This window comes from Acidithiobacillus sp. IBUN Pt1247-S3 (genome assembly GCF_041146875.1).
GTDB lineage: Bacteria > Pseudomonadota > Gammaproteobacteria > Acidithiobacillales > Acidithiobacillaceae > Igneacidithiobacillus.
Genome location: NZ_JBFRXP010000003.1, coordinates 1 through 21,216 on the forward strand (window position 1 = coordinate 1; position 21,216 = coordinate 21,216).

At 58.5% G+C, this 21,216-nt stretch carries 22 protein-coding genes, 1 tRNA gene and 1 pseudogene; 5 read left to right on the forward strand and 19 right to left on the reverse strand.

The window, feature by feature from the left end; genetic code table 11:
• The coding region (locus tag AB4090_RS02925) for a phospholipase domain-containing protein (protein ID WP_369572363.1) at window positions 1-993 on the forward strand (993 nt) is incomplete at its 5' end.
• A 167-nt stretch (window positions 994-1,160) separates the two neighbouring features.
• Here AB4090_RS02925 and AB4090_RS02930 read toward each other — a convergent pair.
• Window positions 1,161-1,265, reverse strand: a pseudogene (locus AB4090_RS02930) (transposase domain-containing protein); the annotation flags it as partial.
• A gap of 56 nt (window positions 1,266-1,321) precedes the next feature.
• A tRNA-Glu gene (locus AB4090_RS02935) sits at window positions 1,322-1,397 on the reverse strand.
• Between the two features lie 218 nt (window positions 1,398-1,615).
• Here AB4090_RS02935 and fdxA point away from each other — a divergent pair.
• Together fdxA and AB4090_RS02945 are read left to right on the forward strand one after the other, a co-directional pair.
• Complete coding sequence (fdxA, locus tag AB4090_RS02940; RefSeq protein WP_369572364.1) at window positions 1,616-1,939, forward strand: ferredoxin FdxA; 324 nt, start codon at window positions 1,616-1,618, stop codon at window positions 1,937-1,939.
• Window positions 1,936-3,633: an ABC transporter ATP-binding protein gene (locus AB4090_RS02945; RefSeq protein WP_369572365.1), complete on the forward strand. Its 1,698-nt coding sequence runs from the start codon at window positions 1,936-1,938 to the stop codon at window positions 3,631-3,633. Before fdxA ends, AB4090_RS02945 begins: the two co-directional genes overlap by 4 nt.
• Here AB4090_RS02945 and AB4090_RS02950 read toward each other — a convergent pair.
• Genes AB4090_RS02950 through AB4090_RS03000 form a run of 11 tightly spaced genes read right to left on the reverse strand, consistent with a single transcriptional unit; the run spans window position 3,563 to window position 13,580 of the window.
• Window positions 3,563-5,542: a transglutaminaseTgpA domain-containing protein gene (locus AB4090_RS02950; RefSeq protein WP_369572366.1), complete on the reverse strand. Its 1,980-nt coding sequence runs from the start codon at window positions 5,540-5,542 to the stop codon at window positions 3,563-3,565. The two genes, AB4090_RS02945 and AB4090_RS02950, sit on opposite strands and share 71 nt — an antisense overlap.
• Entirely contained in the window at window positions 5,539-6,504 is a 966-nt protein-coding gene (locus AB4090_RS02955; RefSeq protein WP_369572367.1) for a hypothetical protein, read from the reverse strand. The genes AB4090_RS02950 and AB4090_RS02955 overlap by 4 nt, the downstream gene beginning before the upstream one ends.
• Complete coding sequence (locus AB4090_RS02960) at window positions 6,483-7,385, reverse strand: AAA family ATPase (protein ID WP_369572368.1); 903 nt, start codon at window positions 7,383-7,385, stop codon at window positions 6,483-6,485. Before AB4090_RS02960 ends, AB4090_RS02955 begins: the two co-directional genes overlap by 22 nt.
• Before the next feature lie 5 nt (window positions 7,386-7,390).
• Complete coding sequence (gene gcvPB, locus AB4090_RS02965; RefSeq protein ID WP_369572369.1) at window positions 7,391-8,809, reverse strand: aminomethyl-transferring glycine dehydrogenase subunit GcvPB; 1,419 nt, start codon at window positions 8,807-8,809, stop codon at window positions 7,391-7,393.
• Window positions 8,809-10,158 (reverse strand): aminomethyl-transferring glycine dehydrogenase subunit GcvPA, encoded by a 1,350-nt coding sequence (gene gcvPA, locus AB4090_RS02970; RefSeq protein ID WP_369572370.1) that lies wholly within the window; start codon window positions 10,156-10,158, stop codon window positions 8,809-8,811. The genes gcvPB and gcvPA overlap by 1 nt, the downstream gene beginning before the upstream one ends.
• Before the next feature lie 2 nt (window positions 10,159-10,160).
• On the reverse strand, window positions 10,161-10,544 hold the full coding sequence (gene gcvH, locus AB4090_RS02975; protein WP_369572371.1) for a glycine cleavage system protein GcvH: 384 nt from the start codon (window positions 10,542-10,544) through the stop codon (window positions 10,161-10,163).
• Entirely contained in the window at window positions 10,541-11,671 is a 1,131-nt protein-coding gene (gene gcvT / locus AB4090_RS02980; protein ID WP_369572372.1) for a glycine cleavage system aminomethyltransferase GcvT, read from the reverse strand. Before gcvT ends, gcvH begins: the two co-directional genes overlap by 4 nt.
• Window positions 11,668-12,375: a HugZ family protein gene (locus tag AB4090_RS02985; RefSeq protein WP_369572373.1), complete on the reverse strand. Its 708-nt coding sequence runs from the start codon at window positions 12,373-12,375 to the stop codon at window positions 11,668-11,670. The genes gcvT and AB4090_RS02985 overlap by 4 nt, the downstream gene beginning before the upstream one ends.
• Window positions 12,376-12,377: 2 nt before the next feature.
• A complete protein-coding gene (locus AB4090_RS02990; protein WP_369572374.1) occupies window positions 12,378-12,863 on the reverse strand; it encodes a YajQ family cyclic di-GMP-binding protein in 486 nt (161 codons plus the stop codon).
• 2 nt (window positions 12,864-12,865) lie between these two features.
• Window positions 12,866-13,336, reverse strand: coding sequence for a molybdenum cofactor biosynthesis protein MoaE (locus AB4090_RS02995; protein ID WP_369572375.1), 471 nt, complete (start codon window positions 13,334-13,336; stop codon window positions 12,866-12,868).
• A 1-nt stretch (window position 13,337) separates the two neighbouring features.
• Complete coding sequence (locus tag AB4090_RS03000) at window positions 13,338-13,580, reverse strand: MoaD/ThiS family protein (RefSeq protein WP_369572376.1); 243 nt, start codon at window positions 13,578-13,580, stop codon at window positions 13,338-13,340.
• A gap of 42 nt (window positions 13,581-13,622) precedes the next feature.
• Between AB4090_RS03000 and sohB the strand changes: the two genes are divergently transcribed.
• On the forward strand, window positions 13,623-14,636 hold the full coding sequence (sohB, locus tag AB4090_RS03005) for a protease SohB (protein WP_369572377.1): 1,014 nt from the start codon (window positions 13,623-13,625) through the stop codon (window positions 14,634-14,636).
• On the opposite strand, the gene AB4090_RS03010 is transcribed toward sohB, so the two are convergent.
• On the reverse strand, window positions 14,628-15,032 hold the full coding sequence (locus tag AB4090_RS03010) for a DUF423 domain-containing protein (RefSeq protein WP_369572378.1): 405 nt from the start codon (window positions 15,030-15,032) through the stop codon (window positions 14,628-14,630). The genes sohB and AB4090_RS03010 overlap by 9 nt on opposite strands.
• 97 nt (window positions 15,033-15,129) lie before the next feature.
• Between AB4090_RS03010 and AB4090_RS03015 the strand changes: the two genes are divergently transcribed.
• Window positions 15,130-16,173 (forward strand): complex I NDUFA9 subunit family protein, encoded by a 1,044-nt coding sequence (locus tag AB4090_RS03015; RefSeq protein ID WP_369572379.1) that lies wholly within the window; start codon window positions 15,130-15,132, stop codon window positions 16,171-16,173.
• A gap of 16 nt (window positions 16,174-16,189) precedes the next feature.
• On the opposite strand, the gene AB4090_RS03020 is transcribed toward AB4090_RS03015, so the two are convergent.
• From AB4090_RS03020 to AB4090_RS03040, 5 genes are all read right to left on the reverse strand, one after another.
• Window positions 16,190-16,591 (reverse strand): tetratricopeptide repeat protein, encoded by a 402-nt coding sequence (locus tag AB4090_RS03020; RefSeq protein WP_369572380.1) that lies wholly within the window; start codon window positions 16,589-16,591, stop codon window positions 16,190-16,192.
• A gap of 12 nt (window positions 16,592-16,603) precedes the next feature.
• Window positions 16,604-18,649: a glucans biosynthesis glucosyltransferase MdoH gene (gene mdoH, locus AB4090_RS03025; protein WP_369572381.1), complete on the reverse strand. Its 2,046-nt coding sequence runs from the start codon at window positions 18,647-18,649 to the stop codon at window positions 16,604-16,606.
• The gene (locus AB4090_RS03030) at window positions 18,646-19,143 is read right to left on the reverse strand and encodes a hypothetical protein (RefSeq protein ID WP_369572382.1); all 498 of its coding nucleotides are present in this window, start codon (window positions 19,141-19,143) and stop codon (window positions 18,646-18,648) included. The genes mdoH and AB4090_RS03030 overlap by 4 nt, the downstream gene beginning before the upstream one ends.
• Before the next feature lies 1 nt (window position 19,144).
• Window positions 19,145-20,674, reverse strand: coding sequence for a glucan biosynthesis protein (locus AB4090_RS03035; RefSeq protein ID WP_369572383.1), 1,530 nt, complete (start codon window positions 20,672-20,674; stop codon window positions 19,145-19,147).
• Between the two features lie 257 nt (window positions 20,675-20,931).
• Window positions 20,932-21,132, reverse strand: coding sequence for a heavy-metal-associated domain-containing protein (locus AB4090_RS03040; RefSeq protein ID WP_369572384.1), 201 nt, complete (start codon window positions 21,130-21,132; stop codon window positions 20,932-20,934).
• Window positions 21,133-21,216: the final 84 nt, after the last annotated feature.

Genomic DNA, 21,216 nt, shown 5'->3' on the forward strand with positions numbered 1-21,216 from the left:
CCACCGACCCCCGTGCGTCCGGGGAAAAGCACGGTCAGCACCGAGGGCGAAGTCCACGACCGCATCAATCCCGACTGGCCCACGCTCTACACCGCCGATCAACTCCCCTACGGTCTGGGACCCAGGGTGCCAATGATGGCCATTTCGCCCTGGAGCAAGGGCGGCTATGTCTGCTCCGAGGTCTTTGACCATACCTCGGTGATCCGCTTTATCGAGAAACGCTTCGGTGTCAGTGAACCCAACATCACCCCCTGGCGACGGGCGGTCTGTGGCGATCTGAGTTCGGCCTTTGACTTCTCCCGCCCAGATGATCGCTTCGTGTCCCTGCCCAGTACCAAGCACTACGTCGCCACGGTACATCATGAATCGACCCTAGCGGCGCCAGTGGTACCCGAGGAGCAGCCCGTGGCCATTCATCCCCAGGAGGCTGGGCTGCGCCGTCGTCGTCCCCTGGCTTATGCCACCCGCCTACACCTACGGGCGCAAGCCGAAGGCGTCGAGCTCCATATCCACAACCCTGCACCCGTGGGCGTGGTCTGTACCGCTTATTGGGAAGGCAGTCATGCGCTGCCGCATCACTATACCGTTGGCGCTGGCGCGCAGCTCAAGGACACCCTGCGTTCCCCCAACGGGCAAGATCTCGCGCTTATGGTCTACGGCCCCGATGGCTTTATCCGCGGCCTCTACGGTAAAGGCGCTTCGCCCCTACAAGTAGATGCCGAGGGGCTGCGTACTGGCGACCTGCGTCTCACCTTGCATAGTAACGCCACGCAACAGATCGAGATTCGCGATCGAGTCTACGGGCAAGACAGTCGCCGCTTCAGCCTTGCGGCGGGCGAAACCCGCGAAGTCCTCTGGCCGCTGGCGAGCAGCCATCACTGGTATGACCTGGAAGTGCAGACTCACAGCCACCGCTGGCAGCTTGCCGGCCATGTGGAAACCGGCGAGGAAAGCTGGTCCGATCCCGCCAATACGAAACCAGTGTTGATCTGAGTAGCGCTAGGACTTCGCGAGGGAGATCCTAGCCATGGCCACCATTATCATCGAACCAAGAATTGGCCGTAACCGCTTAGCCAACCCATCTACCGGAGGGATAATGCTCTCGCTACGCTGGGTTTTTCCCAGTGGAAGGGCAGGAGTTCTTGTAGGCGATGGTGGGGCTAGGTCGGCGGTTTTTCGAGGACATCACAAAGATAAGCGAAGGGTTCGACTCCATTGAGATCGCAGCTCTTGATCAAGGAGTAGATAGAGGCCGAAGGTTCTCCACTTCTAATGCGACTGACAATAAAATAATTTACTATCAGTTAGTTAGGATATTTTTTGGCGCTCCCAAGGGGTTTCGAACCCCTGTTACCGACGTGAGAGGCCGGTGTCCTAGACCACTAGACGATGGGAGCTAGTTTCTCAAACTGAAGAGCCGCAGAAGATACACCATCACGGCGCCCATTCGCAAGAAGCAGCCTCTTCCAAGCAAGCACGTCATCGTGACGAAAATCGTTCCTGTGGTTCGTTCCTGTGGTGTCGTTCCTGTGGTAGGCAAAACGGCAACGCCTAGGATAGAATACGCGGCTACTCGTGGCGTTGCCCAGTCCAATAGAATCAGGAGCCCCTGCCCATGACCTACGTGGTTACCGAGTCGTGCATTAAATGTAAGTACACCGATTGTGTTGATGTGTGCCCTGTGGATTGCTTCCGCGAGGGACCGAACTTTCTGGTTATCGATCCCGACGAGTGCATCGATTGCACTCTCTGCGAGCCAGAATGCCCGGCTGCAGCGATTTTCCGCGATGATGATCTCCCGGAAGGCCAGGACGATTTCATTGCCATCAATGCCCGTCTAGCAAAAACCTGGCCTGCTATCATTCAAAAGAAAAATGCCCCCGCAGATGCTGATGAATGGTTAGAGGTGCAGGACAAACGGGCGCTGCTCGAAGAGTGAGCGCAGCACGGCGGGGTTGGCTGCACTCCGCCACTTTCCGGCGGTTTTTGCAGTTCTTCCGGCCCTATCGCGGGTCGATCACTATTGCCCTACTCTTCATGACCCTGTCTGGTCTCGCCAGCGGCGCGAGCGCCTACGTGGTCAAACCCATACTCGATCACATCTTTATTGATCGCCAAGCGGGCATGTTGCTCTGGTTACCCTTGCTGGTGATCGCGATCTACGCTGTGAAGGGCTTTGCCGACTACTCCGGCGGGGTGATCCTGGCGCGCATGGAAGAAGATATCCTGCGCCAGCTGCGCGAGCAGCTCTACGCCCACACCCTGCGTCTATCGTTGCCCACCCTACTCAAACAGAGTCAGGGCAGCACCCTCTCGCGCATGAGCCTCGATTTGACCCTCCTACAGCAAAGTCTCTCGGTGCTTGCGCGTTTTTTCCTCTCGGGGGTGCAAATTCTCGCCCTGATTGGCGTTGCCTTCTATATGAGTTGGTCGTTAGCGCTCATTTGCCTAGGCACCCTGCCCCTCGCTTTCTACCCCCTCATTCGCTTTGGTCAAAGTCTGCGTCGGCGCGGGCATGAGCAGCAGGAACAGATGGGCGACATCCTTGGCCAATTTGCCGAGAGCCTACGTGGTGTGGAGGTCATCAAAAGCCAGGGAACCGAGGGCTTCGAGGCAAAGCGCTTTGCTGGCCTTGCGGAAATGTACTACCGCTTGATGATGCGCATCGTACGCATCCAGAAGGCCAGCACACCAGTGATGGAGCTGATTGCCGCCCTGGGGATTGCCGTTACCATTTATCTGGGTGGGCATCAGGTAGTGAGCGGTGCGATGACTACGGGTGCTTTTTTTGCTTTCCTCACCGCCTTGGCCATGGTCTACGAACCGCTGCGTCAGCTTTCCTCGGCCAATAATCAATTACAGCAGGGTTTATCAGCGGCCGACCGCCTGTTTCAGTGGCTGGATCAGAAACTCGAGCCACAGAGCAGTGAAGATTCTCGCAAACAATTTGGCTCCTGGCGCTGCCACAAGCTGAGTTTGCGCTACGCCGGGGAAACCGTGCTACAAGGCTTGGACATCAAAATCCCCGCTGGCAGTTTCACCGTCATTGCCGGGGCCAGTGGCAGCGGCAAGACCAGCCTGCTGCGCGTCATCCTCGGACTCTTATCCGTTGACATGGGAGAGATATGGATCGGTGAGCAGCCCGCCAATAGGCTATCCCTGCGCAGCTACCGACAGCATTTTGCCTACGTCCCACAGGAGCCCCTGCTCTTTTCTGGAACGGTGCTGGAAAACATCGCCTATGCCGACCCGCAGCCGGATCGCAAACGGGCGGAAGACGCCGCACACGCTGCCCATTGTTGGGAATTTTTGTCCAGCATTGGCGGACTGGACGCCTCAGTACAGGGACACGGGAGTAACTTTTCCGGAGGTCAACGCCAGCGGCTGGCGATCGCCCGCGCCCTCTACCAGCAACGCCCTTTTCTGGTTCTCGACGAAGCCACCAGCGCCCTCGACAGCGAAAGCGAGCAGCGCATCCTTGAGACCCTGGCAACGCTACGCGGCAAGATCACCATCATCGTCGCCGCCCATCGCGAAGCCAGTCTGGCACTGGCGGACCAGATCATCCGCCTGGATCGCGGCCAGATGGACCATGATGACGCCGACGCGGGATTTTCCCCAGCCAATACCTGAGTCGTTCTTCTCCCCTTGCATCAGGATTCGGTCCATAGCGCTGCAAAAGAATTGCCGTGTGCAGTTCCGTACGCTCGGCCTCGGCCATCGGTATCTGGTCTAACCAGGGCGTTTCTTGCCCCGGTCGGGTATCGCGCAGTCCACTGCGCCGTAGCAGATGAATTGCTCGATGCCGGAAGCGCGCTTCGGCACTGGGTTTCACTGCCGCACGCCGACGCCACCACCACAGCAACACAACGACGAATGGCACCGTCAGATACCAAGGCGATAATTCGGACCAACGGCTTTGCATGCTCGGGAAAGCGGAGTGGTTTCGCTGTCCACTTCCCTGCAACAGACTTCCAGCAGCCAGCCAAGCCTGACGCTGTTTGGCTGGAGTGAAATTGATCACCCAGTTCAGCCACTCCCATTGCAGCCAACTCCAGATCTGCCCGCTTGCGGAAAATTGGCTGTTTGCCGCAGTACTCGGGCCAGACGCTTCACCAGTAGCGCCAGCGGGGGTGGCATCGAGCAGGACCCAACGCCCCTGCAACCAAGCCTGCACCCAAGCATGCGCCATACTCTGCCGCACTACCCAGAAATTCCCGTAGGAATCGTATTGTCCGCCATGGTAGCCGACCACCACCCGCGCCGGCACGCCATCCAGGCGCAACAAGGTGGCGAGCCCGGCGGCGTAATACTCGCAGAAACCACTGTGGCTATGGAGCAGAAAATCCGCCAGGTTTTGCCCCTGGGGATAGGCTGCGGGTGCTTGCAGGCTATAACGGAAGGACGGACCGCGTAGCCAGGCAAGAATGCGTTGGGTTGTTTGCTCTGGCGTGTTGCCGCGCAGCGTGCTTGCCAACTGGCGAATCTGCGGATTGATCTGTGCGGGAAGCTGCAGGGCGGCCTGCCCTTGCCCTACTGAATAGCAGGTCGCCCTTGTGCCTGACCAGGCGTTATAGCGAAAGGCGCCATTCTGTGTGCTCTGCAAACGCGTTCCAGAGGCGTCTTGTTCTACAGGGAGGGCGCCTTCCATGCGCAAGGGACTCGTCAGGGCAAACAGATAGTCATGATGCCCAGGGCTAAGGAGAATTTTCTGCTGCCAGACTGGCTGCCCGGTGTTGCGGCAATCCGCCGCGACATGACCGGGCTGCCAATGTACCCCGCCATCATCCTGCCAGAGAATGGCGCCCATCCAGTACATTTTGCTCGCGGGCAGAGTCGGACCCTGTATCTGCGCGCGAAAGGCAACGGCAGGGTCCAATTGCAAGGACTGGATATGTGCCGGGTCGAGACTAGGCGAAAAGCCGCTTGCCGCTGCCCCAACTCCGCCTCCCCAATGCCAAAGCGGTGTGGGCGTGCGCGGCAAGAGGAGAAAAAACAGGCCCATCACCGGCACTAGGAAGAGCACAAAGACCATAGCAAAAAATAGAAGGCGCAACAGATCCGCGTTCGCTACCCGCCTTCCCTCCTCCCGTCGCGCATCGAGGAACGCTTGCCAGAGCAGCGCCAGGAGCAGCAAAAAGAGTTCGAGCAGAAAATAGACCCCCAGGGCAAGGTCGACGCGGATCCAAGCCGCCAGCCCCATACCGAGCAACAATAGTGCAGCGATCTGAAACAAGTCGCGAGTACCGCGCATTTCCAGCGTTTTGACGGCGAGGAGCACATAGAGGCTGGCAGCCCCCATCTGCAACCAGTTACCCCAACCGGCAGTGAGATTGGCAAGCAAAAGCAAGGCAACAGTAATGAGAAAACGTGTTCCGCCACGCAGAGTTGCAAAAGGGAGCAGGCCGCCCCGCAGAATGACCCAAAGCTCCGCCAGCAACCACAGCAGCGTGGGCCATTGCCAGGACAGATGCTGCAAGGCAAGAAAGAGTGTCGTGCCAATCAGCAATAGCAGGGTGGGGATCAGGGTAGACGCCTTCATCGCCAGAACCACCAGCGCGACACGTTGCCGGAAATTGGAGTCGCAGCCAGAAACGGTGCCTGTCGCGCCAGCGCCCAGAGTGCCTCCCGATAGCCGGCTTGACCACGTCCGTGCCAGGTTCCAGCCGGCAATGATAGACGCCAGGTCATGTTCTGAGACAGCGCGCTATCCAGTCCGCTGCGCAGAGCGATCAAGCGTTGTTCGTGGTCCAGCGCCTGCAGCGCGGCCGCCTGATAATCGAGCATTACCATTATCCCCTGCTCTGCCTCACGCTCTAAGACCGGCAGGCTGGGCGGGAGCGCAAAGCCGGATCGCCAATCACTGCGCCGCCAGTAGACACGACCGAGGCTCTCGTTAGGCAAGCGCGGACGCAAGGCAATCACCTCTCCCGTTCCCGACGCTGCGCTACGTTGTTCCGATGATTCCTCCGCTAGCACAGGCGGCACGCCCCCATCTCTGGCACGTGGGGCTACCCAGGGTGCATCCTGCGTAGGAAAATCCAGGCGTTGACCACGCCAAACAAAAGCGAAGGGGAAAGAGGATCCCAACAAGAGTTGTGGTAAAAATAACTGCCCACGCTGCGTTGGGCGCCAAGACAAGCTCAACTCGCTGCTACTTCGTCCAGGCAGTCGCGCGATTTGCGCACGTACTGGAGCCAAACGCAGCTCCAGCAACCAAACCGTCCACGGATGCGGGTTGCATACGCGAAATTGCAGCTGCCCCTCTTCCCCCTGCAATAACAATTGTCCCGGCAACAGGCTGACGTCCAGGGAGCGAAGGTTCAACAGCGCCGCAAGGCCTGACAGTATCATCAGCGCCAGCATCATGGAGACCAACAGAAACAACATATTGTTGCCGGTGTTCACGGCAGCGAAGCCAATCGCCAGAGTGAATGCAACGAAGAGCTTACCGGCGCGGGAGAGTTTTACCTCCCGCCGCTTTACTCGGCGAAACCCCAGCATGTTCGCAGCAGATCATTGAGCTGTGCACGCGGATCGCCAGGATTGCGCCAGCGCAAGCGATGTCCCAGCACCGCCGGCGCAACGGCGCGCAGGTCTTCCGGCGCGACAAAATCCCGTTCTTGAAGATATGCCCAAGCGCGCAAGGCAGCTTGCAGGGCTAACAGACCCCGAGGTGAAATCCCGAAGCGCAGACTGGCGTCCCGCCGACTTTGCTCCGCTAGATCAAGCAGCATCCCGCGAATTTCGGGGCTCAGGAAGACCTGCTTTGCGCTCCGTTGCCAGTCTTGGAGAGCACTGGCTGTCGCTAGGGTTTGTACCGCCTGCGGCAGCAACGCCTCGCCGCAGAGCAGACGCTCTTCTGCATCACGACTCGGATAGCCCAGGGACAGCGACAAAAGAAAACGGTCCAATTGATTTTCTGGCAGAGGAAAGACGCCATCGAACTCTTGCGGGTTCTGGGTAGCAATGACAAAAAATGGTTGCGGAAGAGGATAGCAGGCGCCTTCCAGGGAGACTTGTCCTTCTGCCATTGCCTCCATGAGCGCCGACTGCGCCCGCGGCGGCGCACGATTGATCTCGTCTACCAAAAGCAGCGCATGAAAGATGGGGCCGGCACGAAAAACGAAGGACCGCTGCGCCGGATCATAGAAATTACTGCCGAGGATATCGCCGGGCAGGATGTCCGCCGTCATCTGCAGGCGCGCAAACGGGAGGTCGAGGGAACGGGCCAAGCCCAGAGCCAGGGTTGTTTTACCCAAACCCGGAAGATCTTCGAGTAAGACATGCCCCCCTGCAATCAACGCGGTCAGCACTAGACGGATCTCTGGTTCTTTATCGAGAACGATCTGGGAGAGCTGCCGCAACAGCGCGACAGGACTCATCTGCGTCACTCTGCAACCTGTAGGCGTCTGGCCGCGAGAGTTTCATCGACACGTTGCACGGGAAGATTTTGCGGGGCGTTTTTCAGCAGCTCCGGTTCCTCCAGGGCTTCGCGTCGAATCTGTGCCATGACCTCCAGGAAGCGGTCCAGGGTCGCCTTGCTTTCGGTCTCAGTAGGCTCGATGAGCAAGCATTCAGGCACCAACTGCGGAAAATAGATAGTCGGTGCGTGAATACCAAAGTCTAGCAGGCGCTTCGCCACATCCAGGGCGCGTACGCCGGTCGCTTTCTGTAGATCCTGCACCGAGATGATGAATTCATGGCTGGCACGCCGCTCCGGAAAGGCCAATTGGTAGCCTAAGCGCTGCAAGCCCTGCATCAGGTAGTTGGCATTGAGGGCAGCATAGGCAGAGACACGGCGCAAACCAGCGTGACCGAGACGGCGAATATAGGCGTGGGCGCGCAGCAGCACCGCGATATTGCCGCCATAGGCACTCAGTTGACCGATAGTCTGCGGCCGCTCCGCCAATGTTTCCCAGCGATAGGCGCCGGCTTCACCCACAATCCGCGGCACCGGCAGGTAGGGCACCAGCCGCGGCGCGACGGCAACGGCACCGGAACCCGGCCCGCCGCCGCCATGAGGGGTTGCAAAGGTCTTGTGTAGATTCAAGTGCATGACATCAAAACCCATCTCGCCGGGCTTCACTCGCCCGAGGATGGCATTGAGATTGGCACCGTCATAGTAGAGCAGCGCGCCGGCAGCATGAACCAGCGCGGCAACCTCCCGAATCTGCCGTTCGAAGACGCCCAGGGTGGACGGGTTGGTGAGCATGATCCCGGCAACATCCGGTCCCAGAGCGTCGCGCAACGCACCGAGATCCAAGTCGCCGTCCGGCAGGTTGGGCAATTCGGTGACGGTAAATCCGGCCATTCGCGCGCTGGCGGGGTTGGTCCCATGCGCCGCTTGCGGAATGAGAATCCGCTGGCGCGCATGATCGCCGCGCGCCTGATGGTAGGCGCGGATCATCGCTACACCGGCCAGTTCGCCCTGCGCCCCCGCTGCAGGGCTCAGACTGACCGCTGCCATGCCAGTCAAATCGGCAAGCCAGTCCTGTAGCTCCGCCAAGTTATGCAATAGTCCCTGCGCCGCTGGTGCTGGCGTTTGCGGATGCAAACGACTGAAACCCGGCAGCGTCGCCAACTCGTGAGCGATGCGCGGGTTGTACTTCATGGTGCAGGAGCCGAGTGGATAAAAATTGGTATCGATGGAGAAGTTCTTTTGACTGAGGCGCGTGTAATGGCGCAAAACCTCAAGCTCCGCCGGATTGGGCAAGGGCAAATCCGTGCGCAACAAGTGTGTGGGAATCATGACATCTGCCGGGCTTTGTTCCCGTACATGCTGGCAGGCAAAAATTGTTTCTTCCATCAGGCTCCTCCCAAAATTGCAGCGAGGGCCGCAACATAGGCATCCAGATCTTCCTCTTCATTCAGCTCGGTCGTTGCCACCAGCAAATCATGGGCTGGCCCCGCGGCGTCGAGGTCCAGCAGTGGCACGCCGGCGAGTATGCCTTTTTCCAGCAGCGCATCGCGAACGCGGCTGGCAGGCTGCGGCAAGCGCAGGACAAACTCGTTAAACACCGGCCCCGGATAAGGAAGCTCGACCCCAGGGAGATCCGCAAGTACGGAGCGCAGACGCAGCGCCTGCTGGTGCGAGCGTAGGGCTGCAGCGCGCAGGCCATCGGCTCCCAAGGTGGCAAGATGGATGGTAGCAGCAGTCACCAGAAGCCCCTGATTGGTGCAAATATTACTCGTCGCTCCCGCGCGGCGAATGTGTTGCTCGCGCGCCTGCAGGGTGAGGCAGTACGCCGTCTTGCCCGCGGCATCTACGGTCTTGGCCACCAAGCGGCCGGGCAACTGGCGCACATAGGCACGCTTGCAGGTAAAAAACCCAAAGTAGGGTCCGCCACCGGCAAGCGGCACACCCAAGGGCTGCCCCTCCCCCACCACAATATCCGCACCCTGCCCTCCCCAATCTCCTGGTGCCTTGAGCAGCGCCAGGGCAACGGGATTGACGACGGCAATGCGCAGCAAATCGCGCGCCTCTGCCCAAAGCGCCAGTTCATCGACCTCTTCCAACAGACCGAAGCGATTGATCTGCGGAATGATCAGCGCCGCAGCATCGGAGAAATCTTCTTCCGGGAGCGAGAGACGTCCAGTACGCGGGTCCTGCGGCAGGACCCGCAAATGAATCCCCTGCATCGGCAGTAACGAGTCCAAAACGCGGCGCCAGTGCGGCCAGAGTCCCTCGGGCACCAGGATCTCCCGCGCCTTGGGGCGCAGACGCAAGGCCATAAGACAGGCCTCGGCCAACGCCGAAGCGCCATCGTAGAGCGAGGCGTTGCTGATCTCCATGGCCGTGAGCCGGGTCATGAAGCTCTGAAATTCGTAAAGTAGTTGCAGTGTGCCCTGACTGGCCTCGGCCTGATATGGGGTATAGGCCGAGTAGAACTCACCGCGCTGGGCAATTTCCCAAACAATCGCCGGGATATGGTGGGCATAGGCCCCGGCCCCAGCGAAACAGCGCAGTGAGCGCTGCTCCGCGGCGCGCTCTTCCATCGCCCGGCGCAGGCTCGCCTCGCTACAGCCCTCGGGTACCGAAAGGACGTCGGTCTGTAGTGCCGCGGGGATTTCGTCGAAAAGATCCTCGAGACGATTGGCACCAATCGCCTCCAGCATCGCCGCGGTTTCCGCAGCGTCGTGGGGAATGTAGGGCATGCTTATGCGCCCAGGCTTTGTTGATAGGCCTCGGCATCGAGGAGTTTGGCAAAGTCGCCATCAGCCGCCTCGATTTCAAAGATCCAGCCCTGGTCATAGGGCTTTTCATTTAGCCATTGCGGGTTATCTGCCAACTCCGTGTTGGATGCGACAATCTTGCCCGAAAGCGGCGAGTAGAGATCGGATGCAGCCTTGACCGACTCGATCACGCCGCAGGCGGCCTCTGCCTCTACCTCTTGCCCGGCCTGCGGCAATTCCACAAAGACCACATCACCCAGGAGCTCCTGAGCATGATCGGTAATGCCAACCCGAAAGTGCCCAGGGGCCAGTTGGGCAACCCATTCATGGGTTTTGCTGTAGCGAAGTTGGGCGGGAAGCTCACTCATTGCGGCTGACTCTCCTCTGCGGAATAAACGGCCTGGCCATGACGCCAGAAGGGGGGTTCGACAACGCGGGCCGGCACGCTGCGCTGCCGCACCTGTAAAAATACTTCACTATCTAGGCCAACGACGGCATCCAGTCGTGCCAGGGCGATTCCTAGCCCCAGGCTCGGGGAAAAGGAGCCACTAGTGACAGCGCCCACACTCTGGCCCGCGGCGGTGACCGCCTCATAGCCATGACGGGGGATGGCGTCGCGCGGCAACAACAGTCCCCAGAGGCGATGTGCTGGCCCGGCAGCGCGTTCGGCCTCGATGGCAGTGCGGCCAATGAAGTCCCGTTCACGATCGCGCAGGTCTACCGTCCAGCCAAGATGACTCCGATCGGGGCTATCTACCGTCGTCATATCCTGGCCGTAGAGATTCAACCCAGCCTCGAGACGCAGGCTATCGCGCGCCGCGAGACCTGCCGGTACGACACCAGCCGCTATCAGGGCATCGGCGATTTCTATCAATTCGTCATGGGCAGCGAGGATTTCCACGCCATCTTCGCCGGTATAGCCGGTGCGCGCGACAAAAAGGCCCGCACGTGGCGTCAGGGAGCGGAAGGTTTTCAGCGCCGAAAGCTCGGGTAGAGCGAGCACGCTGGCCACCTGAGCGACCGCCGCAGGCCCCTGGCAGGCGAGGATGCCCCAATCATCGCGAGGCCGGAAATCCACCTCTCCGCCCTGCTCCTGCGCGAGACTTTCCAGGTATGCAGTATCTTTCTGCGCACCGGCAGCGTTAAGAACGATGCGATATTGCTCATCGCCCAGGTAATAGACGATAAGGTCATCGAGGATACCGGCATCGCCTTGCAACATGCAGGTGTAGAGGGCACGGCCCGGTTCCGCATCTAGGCGGGCGACATCATTGGCCAAAGCACGACGCAACAGAGTGCGTGCGCCAGGACCGCGCAGGTCGAGAGGCCGCATGTGCGAAACATCAAAGAGCCCAGCCGCTTGCCGTACCGCCTCGTGTTCGCGTAACTGCGAACCATAGTGCAAGGGCATTTCCCAACCGGCAAAGGGAGACATCCGCGCCTCGTGGGCCAGGTGCCAGGGGTAGAGCGCTGTGCGCTGCAGGGTTTCACTCATGCCTGACTCCCACGTGCCTGCCGCGCCATGTCTACCAAAACTTGCCGCCAGCCCTTTGGCTCTTGCACCGGCGCCGAGAAGGGTAAGCGCAGACGTTTGCTGCCCGCCTGCAGGTCCGCACCTTCCGCATCCAGGGCTAGCATACGCACCGGCGCGTCTGCTTTCTCGCCGCCAAAGTGACGCCAGTAGTCCCGTAGATTTTCGCCATGGTCGGCATTCATGTGCGCCACAGCGCCGGCCTCCGCCAGCTCTAGTTCCCGCAGATCGCCGGGCATTCGAATCACTTCTTCTGCCCAGCCCATACTACCAAAGCCAGCAATCCAACGAATTCGCTTTACGTCCAGGCGATAAAAATGGAAGTCGGGCATATCGCGATACCCGTCGGCGCCAGGCAAGAGACAAAGCAGTCGCCCCTCTAATGCGGGATCGGGGTGTACGCGATGAATTTCTCCCTGCAAGGCCATGCGCGGCAACTCCATCAGATCATCGCCTGGCTCCCAGAGCAGAAACGAGGCGCGGGGATCTTTGTGCAGATATTGCTGATGCACCGCCAGATTGGAAAATAGAAAATAGGGTACGCCGTAGTGATCACAAGCGTAATGCACAACCGCTGTGTAGGGGCTGCCATCAGGCGCCAGTACGGCAATGGCCCCCTGATAGTGGCCGCGTAGAAAACCGCGCAATGAACCGGCGCTGGCGTCCATGGTTAATCGCGAAAATTATTGAATTGCAGTGGAATATCGAAATCACCAGCGCGCAGAGCGGCAATGGCTGCCTGTAATTCGTCGCGGCTTTTTCCACTTACCCGCAATTGTTCCCCTTGGATACTCCCCTGCGCCTTATACTTGCCATCCTTGAGTAATTTGATCATTTTTTTGCCCAATTCGGTACTGATACCGGCCTTCAGGGTACAAACCTGACGCTGCATACCACCAGCGGCATCGCTTACCTTGCCCAACTCCAGGGCCTTGAGATCCACCCCTCGCTTGACCAGGCGTTGCGAGAAGAGATCCATCATCTGCCCCAACTTGTACTCATCTTCCGCGAGCAGAATCAGCTCATGATCCTTGCGTTCGATATTCGCCTTGCTGCCTTTGAAATCATAGCGATTACCAATTTCCTTGCTGGTGGTGTGCAAGGCATTGTCGACTTCCTGCAAATCAATTTCCGAAACCACGTCAAAACTGGGCAAAATCAAAGCTCCTCTACTACTTCGGGATGAACGTGACCATGCTGGGTCCCAGCCCGACAGCCGGGGCAATCGGTAACCCAGCGGGCACCCGCAGGGGTAATTTCCTTTTTCCAGAAAGGCGCGGAGGTCTTGAGCACGTCGATAAGATAACGACAAGCGTCAAAGGCGGCGGCGCGATGCAGCGACCACACGGCCACCAGCACAATAGGATCTTGCGGCGCCAGCCGCCCGTAACGATGAATAACCAAGCTGTCTAAAATGTTGTAGCGCCGTTGCGCTTCTCGTGCCACGCGCTCCAGCTCGCGCTCGGTCATGCCCGGATAATGCTCGATTTCCATCGCCAAGATGTCGGCCGCGTCGCTGTAATCGCGGACGGTACCAAGAAAACTCACCACCGCCCCGGCCTCCGGCTGCGCATGGGCGCTGATCTCTGCGCCTAGATCGAAAGCCTCCTGCTGTACCTTAATCCGCACTTCAGCCCCCGGTTACCGGCGGGAAAAAAGCGATTTCGTCGCCATCCGCCACTGCCTCGCTGAAAGGCACGTGCACCTGATTCCGCGCGGCCAACAGATGGGCGCCGGACAAGGAGGCCCCGGTTATAGATTCTACCTGGCTCAAGACATCCCCCACACAGCGAACAGCTTGCGCTGCCTCCAGCTCCAGGGCGGAGCGTCCCAAGCGCTCCCGCACACTGGCAAAGAACTTGACGTGAATCATTGCGGCGCGCACCCTTTGCAATCCATCAATTGATGGTAGACGTTGGCCCTTAGCCTTGCAAGACGGACCCTACGGATGCTCCTCGCCTATCTCCTTTTTCTCGCTGAAAGCGCTACCGTCGTCGTAGCGAGCCTACTCTTTCTTTCTTGGTTTTCCTTTGGCCGTAAACGCGGCAAGGGTGCGAGTCTCGAGATCACCGATCTCGGGCAGCGTTATGAGGCGCGGGCGACGCAGCTCATTCGCCAACGCCTATCCAAGAAAGAGGCCAAGGCCATCCTCAAGCAGCGCAAAAAAGCGCGCCAGCAACGCGACAAACAAGAACAACAGGGCTGTCTCTATGTGCTCGATTTCAAGGGTGATCTGCGCGCCTCGGCGGTCGAGGCATTACGCCAGGAAGTAGACGTCCTGCTCGCCGCAAGGCAGGAGGGAGACCGCGTCTGCGTGCGCCTGGAAAGCGGCGGCGGGATGGTAAATACCTATGGTTTGGCCGCCGCCCAACTGCTACGTTTGCGCGAGGCAGGTCTGGACTTGACCGTACTCATCGATAGCGTGGCCGCCAGCGGCGGCTACATGATGGCTGCCGTTGCCCGGCGCATCGTGGCCAGCCCTTTTGCCCTGGTGGGCTCTATTGGTGTCATCGCCCAGGTGCCCAATTTTCACCGCTGGCTCAAGGAACATAACGTCGATTTTGAGCAGTTTACCGCTGGCAAATACAAACGCACGGTCACCCTCTTTGGCGAGAACACCGAAGAAGGTCGCCACAAGCTGCGCGAGGAACTGGGTGAGATCCACGAACAATTTCGCGCCCTGATCCACCGCTACCGACCACAACTGGACCTGGAAGCAGTGGCCACTGGTGAGGCCTGGCTGGGCGAACGAGCCCTGGACTTGGGGCTGGTAGATGAGCTCGCCACCAGCGATGCGTGGATTCAGCGCGTAGCGGAAACACAGAAAGTGCTAGTGCTTGGTTTCGCAGCGCGACAAGGTCTGGCGCAACGCCTGGGTCTCAAGGCGCAGCAGGTGTGGGAGGGAATCTGGGCGCCGCCCCTAACCTGAGCGGCTGCGCCAGAAGCTGAAGGCAAAGAGCAGCCAGGAAAAAATCATCGCCATGCCACCAATGGGTGCGAGAAAAGCCCAACCCTGACCGACCAGCACGACCAGGTACAGCCCACCACTGAAGCAGAGAAGGCCGATCAGCATCAAGATGCCTGTCCACGTCCAGCTCGCTCGTGTTCCCCATTGGGCAACGGCCAAGCCCAAAAGTATCAGCCCCACCCCCTGATAAAACTGAAAACGATTGGCGATGTCATAAATCCGCAGCGCCTTGTGGCTGACATCGCCCGCGACCAAGTGATCGCCAGCCGCAGCCAGAATCACGCTCAAAGAACAAAATACTGCCCCAAGCACAGCCCATATCGCTCCCCGTTTCTTCACTGAGTTGCCCTCTTCCATCCCCTCCTCCTAATCTGTCCATAAATACCTGCGATAATACCGCATCCAGCGTCTGTGCTATTCTATGGAGCATATCAACCGTGCAGGAGCGTCACCCATGCCCCACAGCATCGTCATTCTTGGCGGCTCTGGTTTTGTCGGCCGACATCTGGCCGAACGCCTGTGCCAGCGAGGCCATCAAGTTCGGATTTTGACCCGCAATCGGGAACGTCACCGCGAGGATCTGCTCGTTTTGCCAGGACTTGAGCTGGTGCAGGCCAATGTGCACGATCCTATCGAGTTGGAGCGCCAGCTTGCGGGCTGTGATGTTGCCATCAATCTGGTGGGCATCCTGCATGAGCGCCGCCCCGGACGCAACGATTTGCCGTCCGCGCGCCACGGCGACTTTGAGAAAAATCATATCGAGCTGCCACGTCTGGTCGCCAATACCTGCGCCCGTCTTGGCGTTCGACGGCTGTTGCACATGAGCGCCCTGGGTGCGAGCCCCATCGGTCCAAGCGCCTATCTGCGTTCCAAGGGTATCGGGCAAGAAATCGTGCGCCAAGCCGGGGAAAACAGCGCTGCGCTGGGCTATTTCACCTATCTTAATGGTCCCAAACTACTCTGGGGGCGCGGGCTGCAGGTGACGAGCTTTCGCCCATCGGTAATTTTTGGCGACGGCGACAGTTTTTTCAACCAGTTCGCCAAGCTGCTGCGTTCCGTACCACTGTTTATTCCACTGGCCAAGGCAAACTCCAAATTGCAGCCGGTGTGGGTGGAAGATGTGGTTAGTGCCTTCATTGCCGCCATCGACGATCCGAAAACCTTTGGCAAGTCTTATGATTTGTGTGGCCCCAAGGTCTACACCTTGGCAGAGATTCTGCGCTACACCCAGAGCCTGATCGGCAAGCATCAGGCTATCTTCCCTCTCTGCGACCTACTCGCTACGGTGCAGGCCACAGTCTTTGAAAAACTACCAGGCAAGATCATCACCCGCGACAATCTGCTCTCCTTGTCTATCGACAATGTTTGCCAGCGCAACGACTTGCTGCATGCCTTTGGCATTGAGGCGACCGCGCTGGAGAGTATCGTTCCCGACTACATTGGTGGGGGGCGCGCTGGTCAGCTCTCGGAGGTACGGAAACGGCGCCCGGCAGCCTGAAAAGGCGCCCTGTCGATTAATGCGCCGTTGGCAGGGGAAATTCGCGCAGCAAGCGCTCGCGCGAGTCGGTATCCAACTCCAAGAGGACGGCATCCAAACCCGCCCGGGCGCGGGCATCCCCCTGCAGGGCGGCTAGGCGGAACAATTCATAGGCATATTCTAAGCTGCGATCCACGCTCTGCCCCTGATAAAACAGCAATCCAAGATTGAACTGTGCCGGCGCATCACCCTGATCTGCAGCGGCACCGTACCAGCGCGCGGCTTCGACGAGATCCTGGGGCACGCCCTGCCCTTGCGCATAGCGCACCCCCATATTGAACTGGGCGACGGGGTCACCTTCTTGCGCCATTTTGCGCAACGACTCGAGTTCGTCGCGCAAACCCGCCATTGCCATGAGATCGACATGATTATCTGCCATGGGGCAAAGATACTAGAGCAATCCCCAGGCCGCCAGTTTTTCCGGCTCATGCTGCGACCATACGGCACGGTGCAAGGTCAACATCGCCTGTCGATCGCTAAGCAAAATATTGCGTTCGCGTCGGCTGAGTTCCGCTGGCCCCAAGGTAAGCGCCTTGTTGCATAGCGCAGCCGTCACCCCCCACAGACCAGCACGGTCCCGCTGCAATGCAGCATGCACAGCGTTGAAGCGTGGATCGACGACGGTAGCGACAAAGGCATCGCCGTCCACCTGCGGTAGAAAATCTACGTATTCCGGACTGAGTTCGCGCAATTCCCGCGGCACCTGGATCTCCTCGGGGATCAAAAACAAGCGACGGCGGCGCGCCCACAGGCCCCAAGAGCTACGACTGGTGAAGACAGCGAGCGGTACCGACAGGGCCAAGCCCAGGAAAATCGGTAATAACCAGGCAAAATGCCAGAAACCGAGCAATGGCTGCGCGCCAAACAGAAACAATAGGCCGACCAAACTGAGAATACCGAAATTGCGCACGGCAACGGCCCAGGGTGTCTCTTGGTCGCCGCGCACCTGCGCACCCCATTTTACTCCCCGCCCCGCCAATGTTTGCAGAACGAAGAGGCTATGGAAGACCATGCGCACGGGAGCCAGAACGATAGCAATAACGCTCTCGAAGAACACGCCGAATAACAGCGCCGCGGTTCCACCAAAATATTTCGCCTGTCGCGACCAGTGGACCCAAATCACCGCCAGTAACTTTGGTCCAAGAAGAAAGGTCAGGGTAACCGCAAAGAGCCAAACTGGCAGAGGGTTATCCACACCATAATGGAAGAGACTCATAGAGCTGGTCGAGCCGCCATGTTTCCAGAATAGCAGGCCAGAAATTGCTCCAAGGACCAGAAAAATACCCCAGAGCGGTGCGGCCAGAAAGGACATGGCGCCATTGATGAAAAGAAAACGATGAGCCGAGCGCAACCCATCAGCAGCCAAAAGACGCAAATGCTGCATATTGCCCTGGGCCCAGCGGCGATCGCGCTTGAGGTCATCAATGAGCGTGGGGGGCGACTCCTCCCAACTCCCACCAAGTTCGGGGAGAAACCAAACCTCCCAGCCCGCACGGGCCATTAGCGCCGCTTCCACAAAATCGTGGCTAAGGAATTGCCCACCCAGGGGGGCAGGCCCAGGAAGAATGGGCAATGCACAATGTTCCGTGAATGGCGCGACGCGAATCATCGCGTTATGACCAATAAAGTGACCATCCCCCAACTGCCAAAAGCGCAAACCGGCACTGAAGAGCGGGCCATATAAACGCTGGGAAAACTGCTGAATGCGTGCATAGAGGGTAGAACGGTTCACAGAGACCGGCTGCGTCTGAAGGATACCCACCTGAGGGTTGCCTTCCATGACCTCCAACATACGGTACAGCGTGTCACCCGCCATCACGCTATCGGCGTCCAGTACCACCATGTATTCATAGCGCTTGCCCCAGCGCCGGCAGAAATCAGCAACATTACCGCTTTTTGCGTGGTTGTTTATGGGACGACGGCGGTAGTGAATCCGGCCAAAAGCATTGAGTTCTTCACAGAGACTCGCCCAGGCCAGTTCTTCCGTCACCCAAGACTGCGGGTCACGGCTGTCGCTAAGCAAGAAAAACTCAAAATGCTCAAGCTTGCCCGTACGTTGCAAAGATCGGTAACAAGCCTGCAGGCCAGCGATGGTACGGGCAACCTCCTCATTGTAAATCGGCATGATGACGGCCACCCGAGCGTCCGCACGCGGGTGCTGACTCAAGATCTCGGGATCAAAGGAGACGGGGCGCGCGCGGCCACGCAGGAGAACAAAAAAACCCACCAAGGCCGTCCAGAAACCTGCAGAAATCCATGCGAAGAGCAGAACAAAGATACCTAAGGTAAAGATTTCTAACCAAATGGGCTGCGAGAGTGCCAATTCGTGCTGCAAGAGTACACCCAATGCCGCCGCCGGGATGGCGATCAGTGCCGTCAACCAACGCCTTCTTCCCTGACTGAGGGCCTCCCAGCCACGCCCCGGATGGTGTTTCATCGTGCGCTCCCGAAAAACGGTACGAGACGCAGTCCTCGGTTCAAAACCCCGCGCAGAGACTGCGCTTGGCGCTGCAAGAAGGCTGAAAGAGAACGCTGCATAGGCGCAGAAGCCATTTTTGTGCGCTCTGGCTGCAGCTGTTGCCCGCGTAACCAACGGCTCGGTTGCTCGATCTCAATCGGTAACACCGGACGCAAGGTCAACGCTAGGCGCGCCTCCCATTCATCGCCGCGATGCAGGGTAGCGATACGATTCTGCAGCGTAGCAAAGGCGCGTGCGCTGCGTATCGCCGGGTCATCCATCGGCAACTGGCGCAACTGCAAGGCAAGCTCGGCGCGCAACCAAAGCCGTTGGGCATCGTCGAAGGGCAGACGCGACAAATACGCATCCATGCGTGACAAAAGGAGTACATCCCCGGCTGCCATGGGATCTGTCGCCGGGCTAAAATCGAATTCCACAGCAGCGGGACCTGATTGCCATTGATCAACGTACATATCAGTGACCTCCTTGGGCGGGTTGCAAAAGAAAAGTCCAGGTGTCGGTCATCACCTGGCCATTGAGGGTTAAATAAGCGCGCAAATTGCTCGGCACATTGGCAGCGGTCTGGACATCCGCAAGCAAGCGCCAGAAATGTCCGTTAGCGGAATATTCCAACTTCTGATCGCGTACCTGCGCACCATCAGCAGCGCTGAAATGTGGCTGCACGGGCATGACGCCAGGCAGACGCGCTAGCGCTCCACCAGAAAAATCGATGATTACATGCTGCCATTTTGGGTCTTTGACGTCGTAGCCAAGGTAGGTAGCCGTGGGATGTGCCAGCGGAATCAGCCCATGCTGACTGTTAAAAAAGCGGAGCTGGTAAGCGTAGTGATAGGCCGTACCAGGTTGTGGCTGCGTCGCCGGCACCCAAAAGACGTCAACATTATCCATGTCGGGATTGTTGGTGGGCAGTTCTACCAGGCGGACCTGACCATTGCCCCAGTCACCCACCGGGCTCACCCAAACACTGGGACGGCGCTGGTATTGGGTGTTGATCCCTTGGTACGCGGCAAAATCACGCGGCTGTTGCATCAGGCCAAAACCCTGAGGTTGCTGCATATCGTAGCTGGTAGTCTGAATCTGCAGGGGGTTATCCAGGGGACGACTGACCCATTCGCCGTTGCCATTGGCCATGACCAATTCGCTGGAGTCGTGCTGTGCCGGGTGCCAGTCCCCCGCACGCACGCCGCGCCCATGGCCATGCCAGAACATGCTGGTCAGAGGTGCCAGTTCGAGAACCTGTACCGGTTTGCGCAGGTAGATCGTGGCCTCGACATCAACGACGCAGTCGGTTCCGGGATGGATCACGAAACGATACGCTCCAGTTACCACGGAGCTGTCCATCAGGGCGTACACCGTCATATCGGTTGCGCCCGGCGCAGGCCTTTCTAGCCAGATATGACGAAAATAAGGAAAGATCTCGCCCGAAGGCTGCGCGGTATCGATACCGATGCCCCGTGCAGAGGTGCCATAGATAGCGTCTTTGCCGACCGCACGAAGGTAGGTGGCACCAAGAAACGAGATGAACTCGTTGTAGCTAGGCGGGGTATTCAGCGGATAGAGGAGACGAAAACCGGCGTAGCCTAGATCACTCGGGAGACTTTGCGGATGCAGGTCGCCAAAACTGAAATCCTGCAACTGAAAGGGAATGGGGTGGACACTGCCATTGTCTACCACGGAAATCTTTTCCGGCCGTGGAAAATACGAACCGGGCACATAGAACTGAACCTGGAATGGGCTATTGGTATTGGACCAATAGGGGTTGACATCCTGAATCTGCGCATACTGCGCTGGATCGAGATTTTTCAGAAAAGACGGCAGCTTTGGCGGGGTCGCATCATAAGCCTCGTGTGCCAGATTCCGAGCACGCGCATCTACCTGGGCAAAGCTAAAGTCAGCGGCCTGCGCGAAGGCAGTGCCAGAGATGAGCAACGCCAGGCCAAACAGCACCCGGCGCAACGAAACGGGAGAGGAAATCTCATTCATGCCTTTGTTAAAGCAAAGGGCATGCCAAAATATATCTTATTGTTTCTAATAATATTTTATAAACTACACGACGAGATTCGTCGCCGCATCCCGACAAAGCCGGATAAATCTCGTCAAATTCAGTGAATTTTTGTTCACGTCACAAAAGATTTTCAGAACATCAGCAAAACACGGGGGTCTACAACGGCAAATCAGTCAGTTACGATCACCACGCAGATCAACGCCTGTCGCCTATAGACGACAGGCGGTCGTAAACCCTAGCGCAAACTTGCTTTATACCCCTCTTCTGCCAACGCCGCTTGCAGATCCGCAAGCTGGGTATCACCCTGCACCGTTGCGGAATCCGGCAGCTTTACTTCCACCTGCTGCACCCCAGGCACAGCGCGCAGCGCTTGGCTGGCCGCGCGTACACAGTGTTCACAGGTCATCCCTTCGATCTTCAATTGCATTTCTGTCATCACCAGCTCCTAGCGTAACCCAGGTCACAATCATAGACCCTACATCTCCCTATCATGTCAAGGGCTTTCAGCAGGCATATCTAT

Coding starts and splice junctions, on each gene's coding strand:
- fdxA (WP_369572364.1), top strand. CDS start 1,616: ATGACCTACGTGGTTACCGAGTCGTGCATTAAATGTAAGTACACCGAT.
- AB4090_RS02950 (WP_369572366.1), bottom strand. CDS start 5,542: ATGAAGGCGTCTACCCTGATCCCCACCCTGCTATTGCTGATTGGCACG.
- AB4090_RS02955 (WP_369572367.1), bottom strand. CDS start 6,504: ATGCTGGGGTTTCGCCGAGTAAAGCGGCGGGAGGTAAAACTCTCCCGC.
- AB4090_RS02960 (WP_369572368.1), bottom strand. CDS start 7,385: ATGAGTCCTGTCGCGCTGTTGCGGCAGCTCTCCCAGATCGTTCTCGAT.
- gcvPB (WP_369572369.1), bottom strand. CDS start 8,809: ATGGAAGAAACAATTTTTGCCTGCCAGCATGTACGGGAACAAAGCCCG.
- gcvPA (WP_369572370.1), bottom strand. CDS start 10,158: ATGCCCTACATTCCCCACGACGCTGCGGAAACCGCGGCGATGCTGGAG.
- gcvH (WP_369572371.1), bottom strand. CDS start 10,544: ATGAGTGAGCTTCCCGCCCAACTTCGCTACAGCAAAACCCATGAATGG.
- gcvT (WP_369572372.1), bottom strand. CDS start 11,671: ATGAGTGAAACCCTGCAGCGCACAGCGCTCTACCCCTGGCACCTGGCC.
- AB4090_RS02985 (WP_369572373.1), bottom strand. CDS start 12,375: ATGGACGCCAGCGCCGGTTCATTGCGCGGTTTTCTACGCGGCCACTAT.
- AB4090_RS03000 (WP_369572376.1), bottom strand. CDS start 13,580: ATGATTCACGTCAAGTTCTTTGCCAGTGTGCGGGAGCGCTTGGGACGC.
- AB4090_RS03010 (WP_369572378.1), bottom strand. CDS start 15,032: ATGGAAGAGGGCAACTCAGTGAAGAAACGGGGAGCGATATGGGCTGTG.
- AB4090_RS03015 (WP_369572379.1), top strand. CDS start 15,130: ATGCCCCACAGCATCGTCATTCTTGGCGGCTCTGGTTTTGTCGGCCGA.
- AB4090_RS03020 (WP_369572380.1), bottom strand. CDS start 16,591: ATGGCAGATAATCATGTCGATCTCATGGCAATGGCGGGTTTGCGCGAC.
- mdoH (WP_369572381.1), bottom strand. CDS start 18,649: ATGAAACACCATCCGGGGCGTGGCTGGGAGGCCCTCAGTCAGGGAAGA.
- AB4090_RS03030 (WP_369572382.1), bottom strand. CDS start 19,143: ATGTACGTTGATCAATGGCAATCAGGTCCCGCTGCTGTGGAATTCGAT.
- AB4090_RS03035 (WP_369572383.1), bottom strand. CDS start 20,674: ATGAATGAGATTTCCTCTCCCGTTTCGTTGCGCCGGGTGCTGTTTGGC.
- AB4090_RS03040 (WP_369572384.1), bottom strand. CDS start 21,132: ATGACAGAAATGCAATTGAAGATCGAAGGGATGACCTGTGAACACTGT.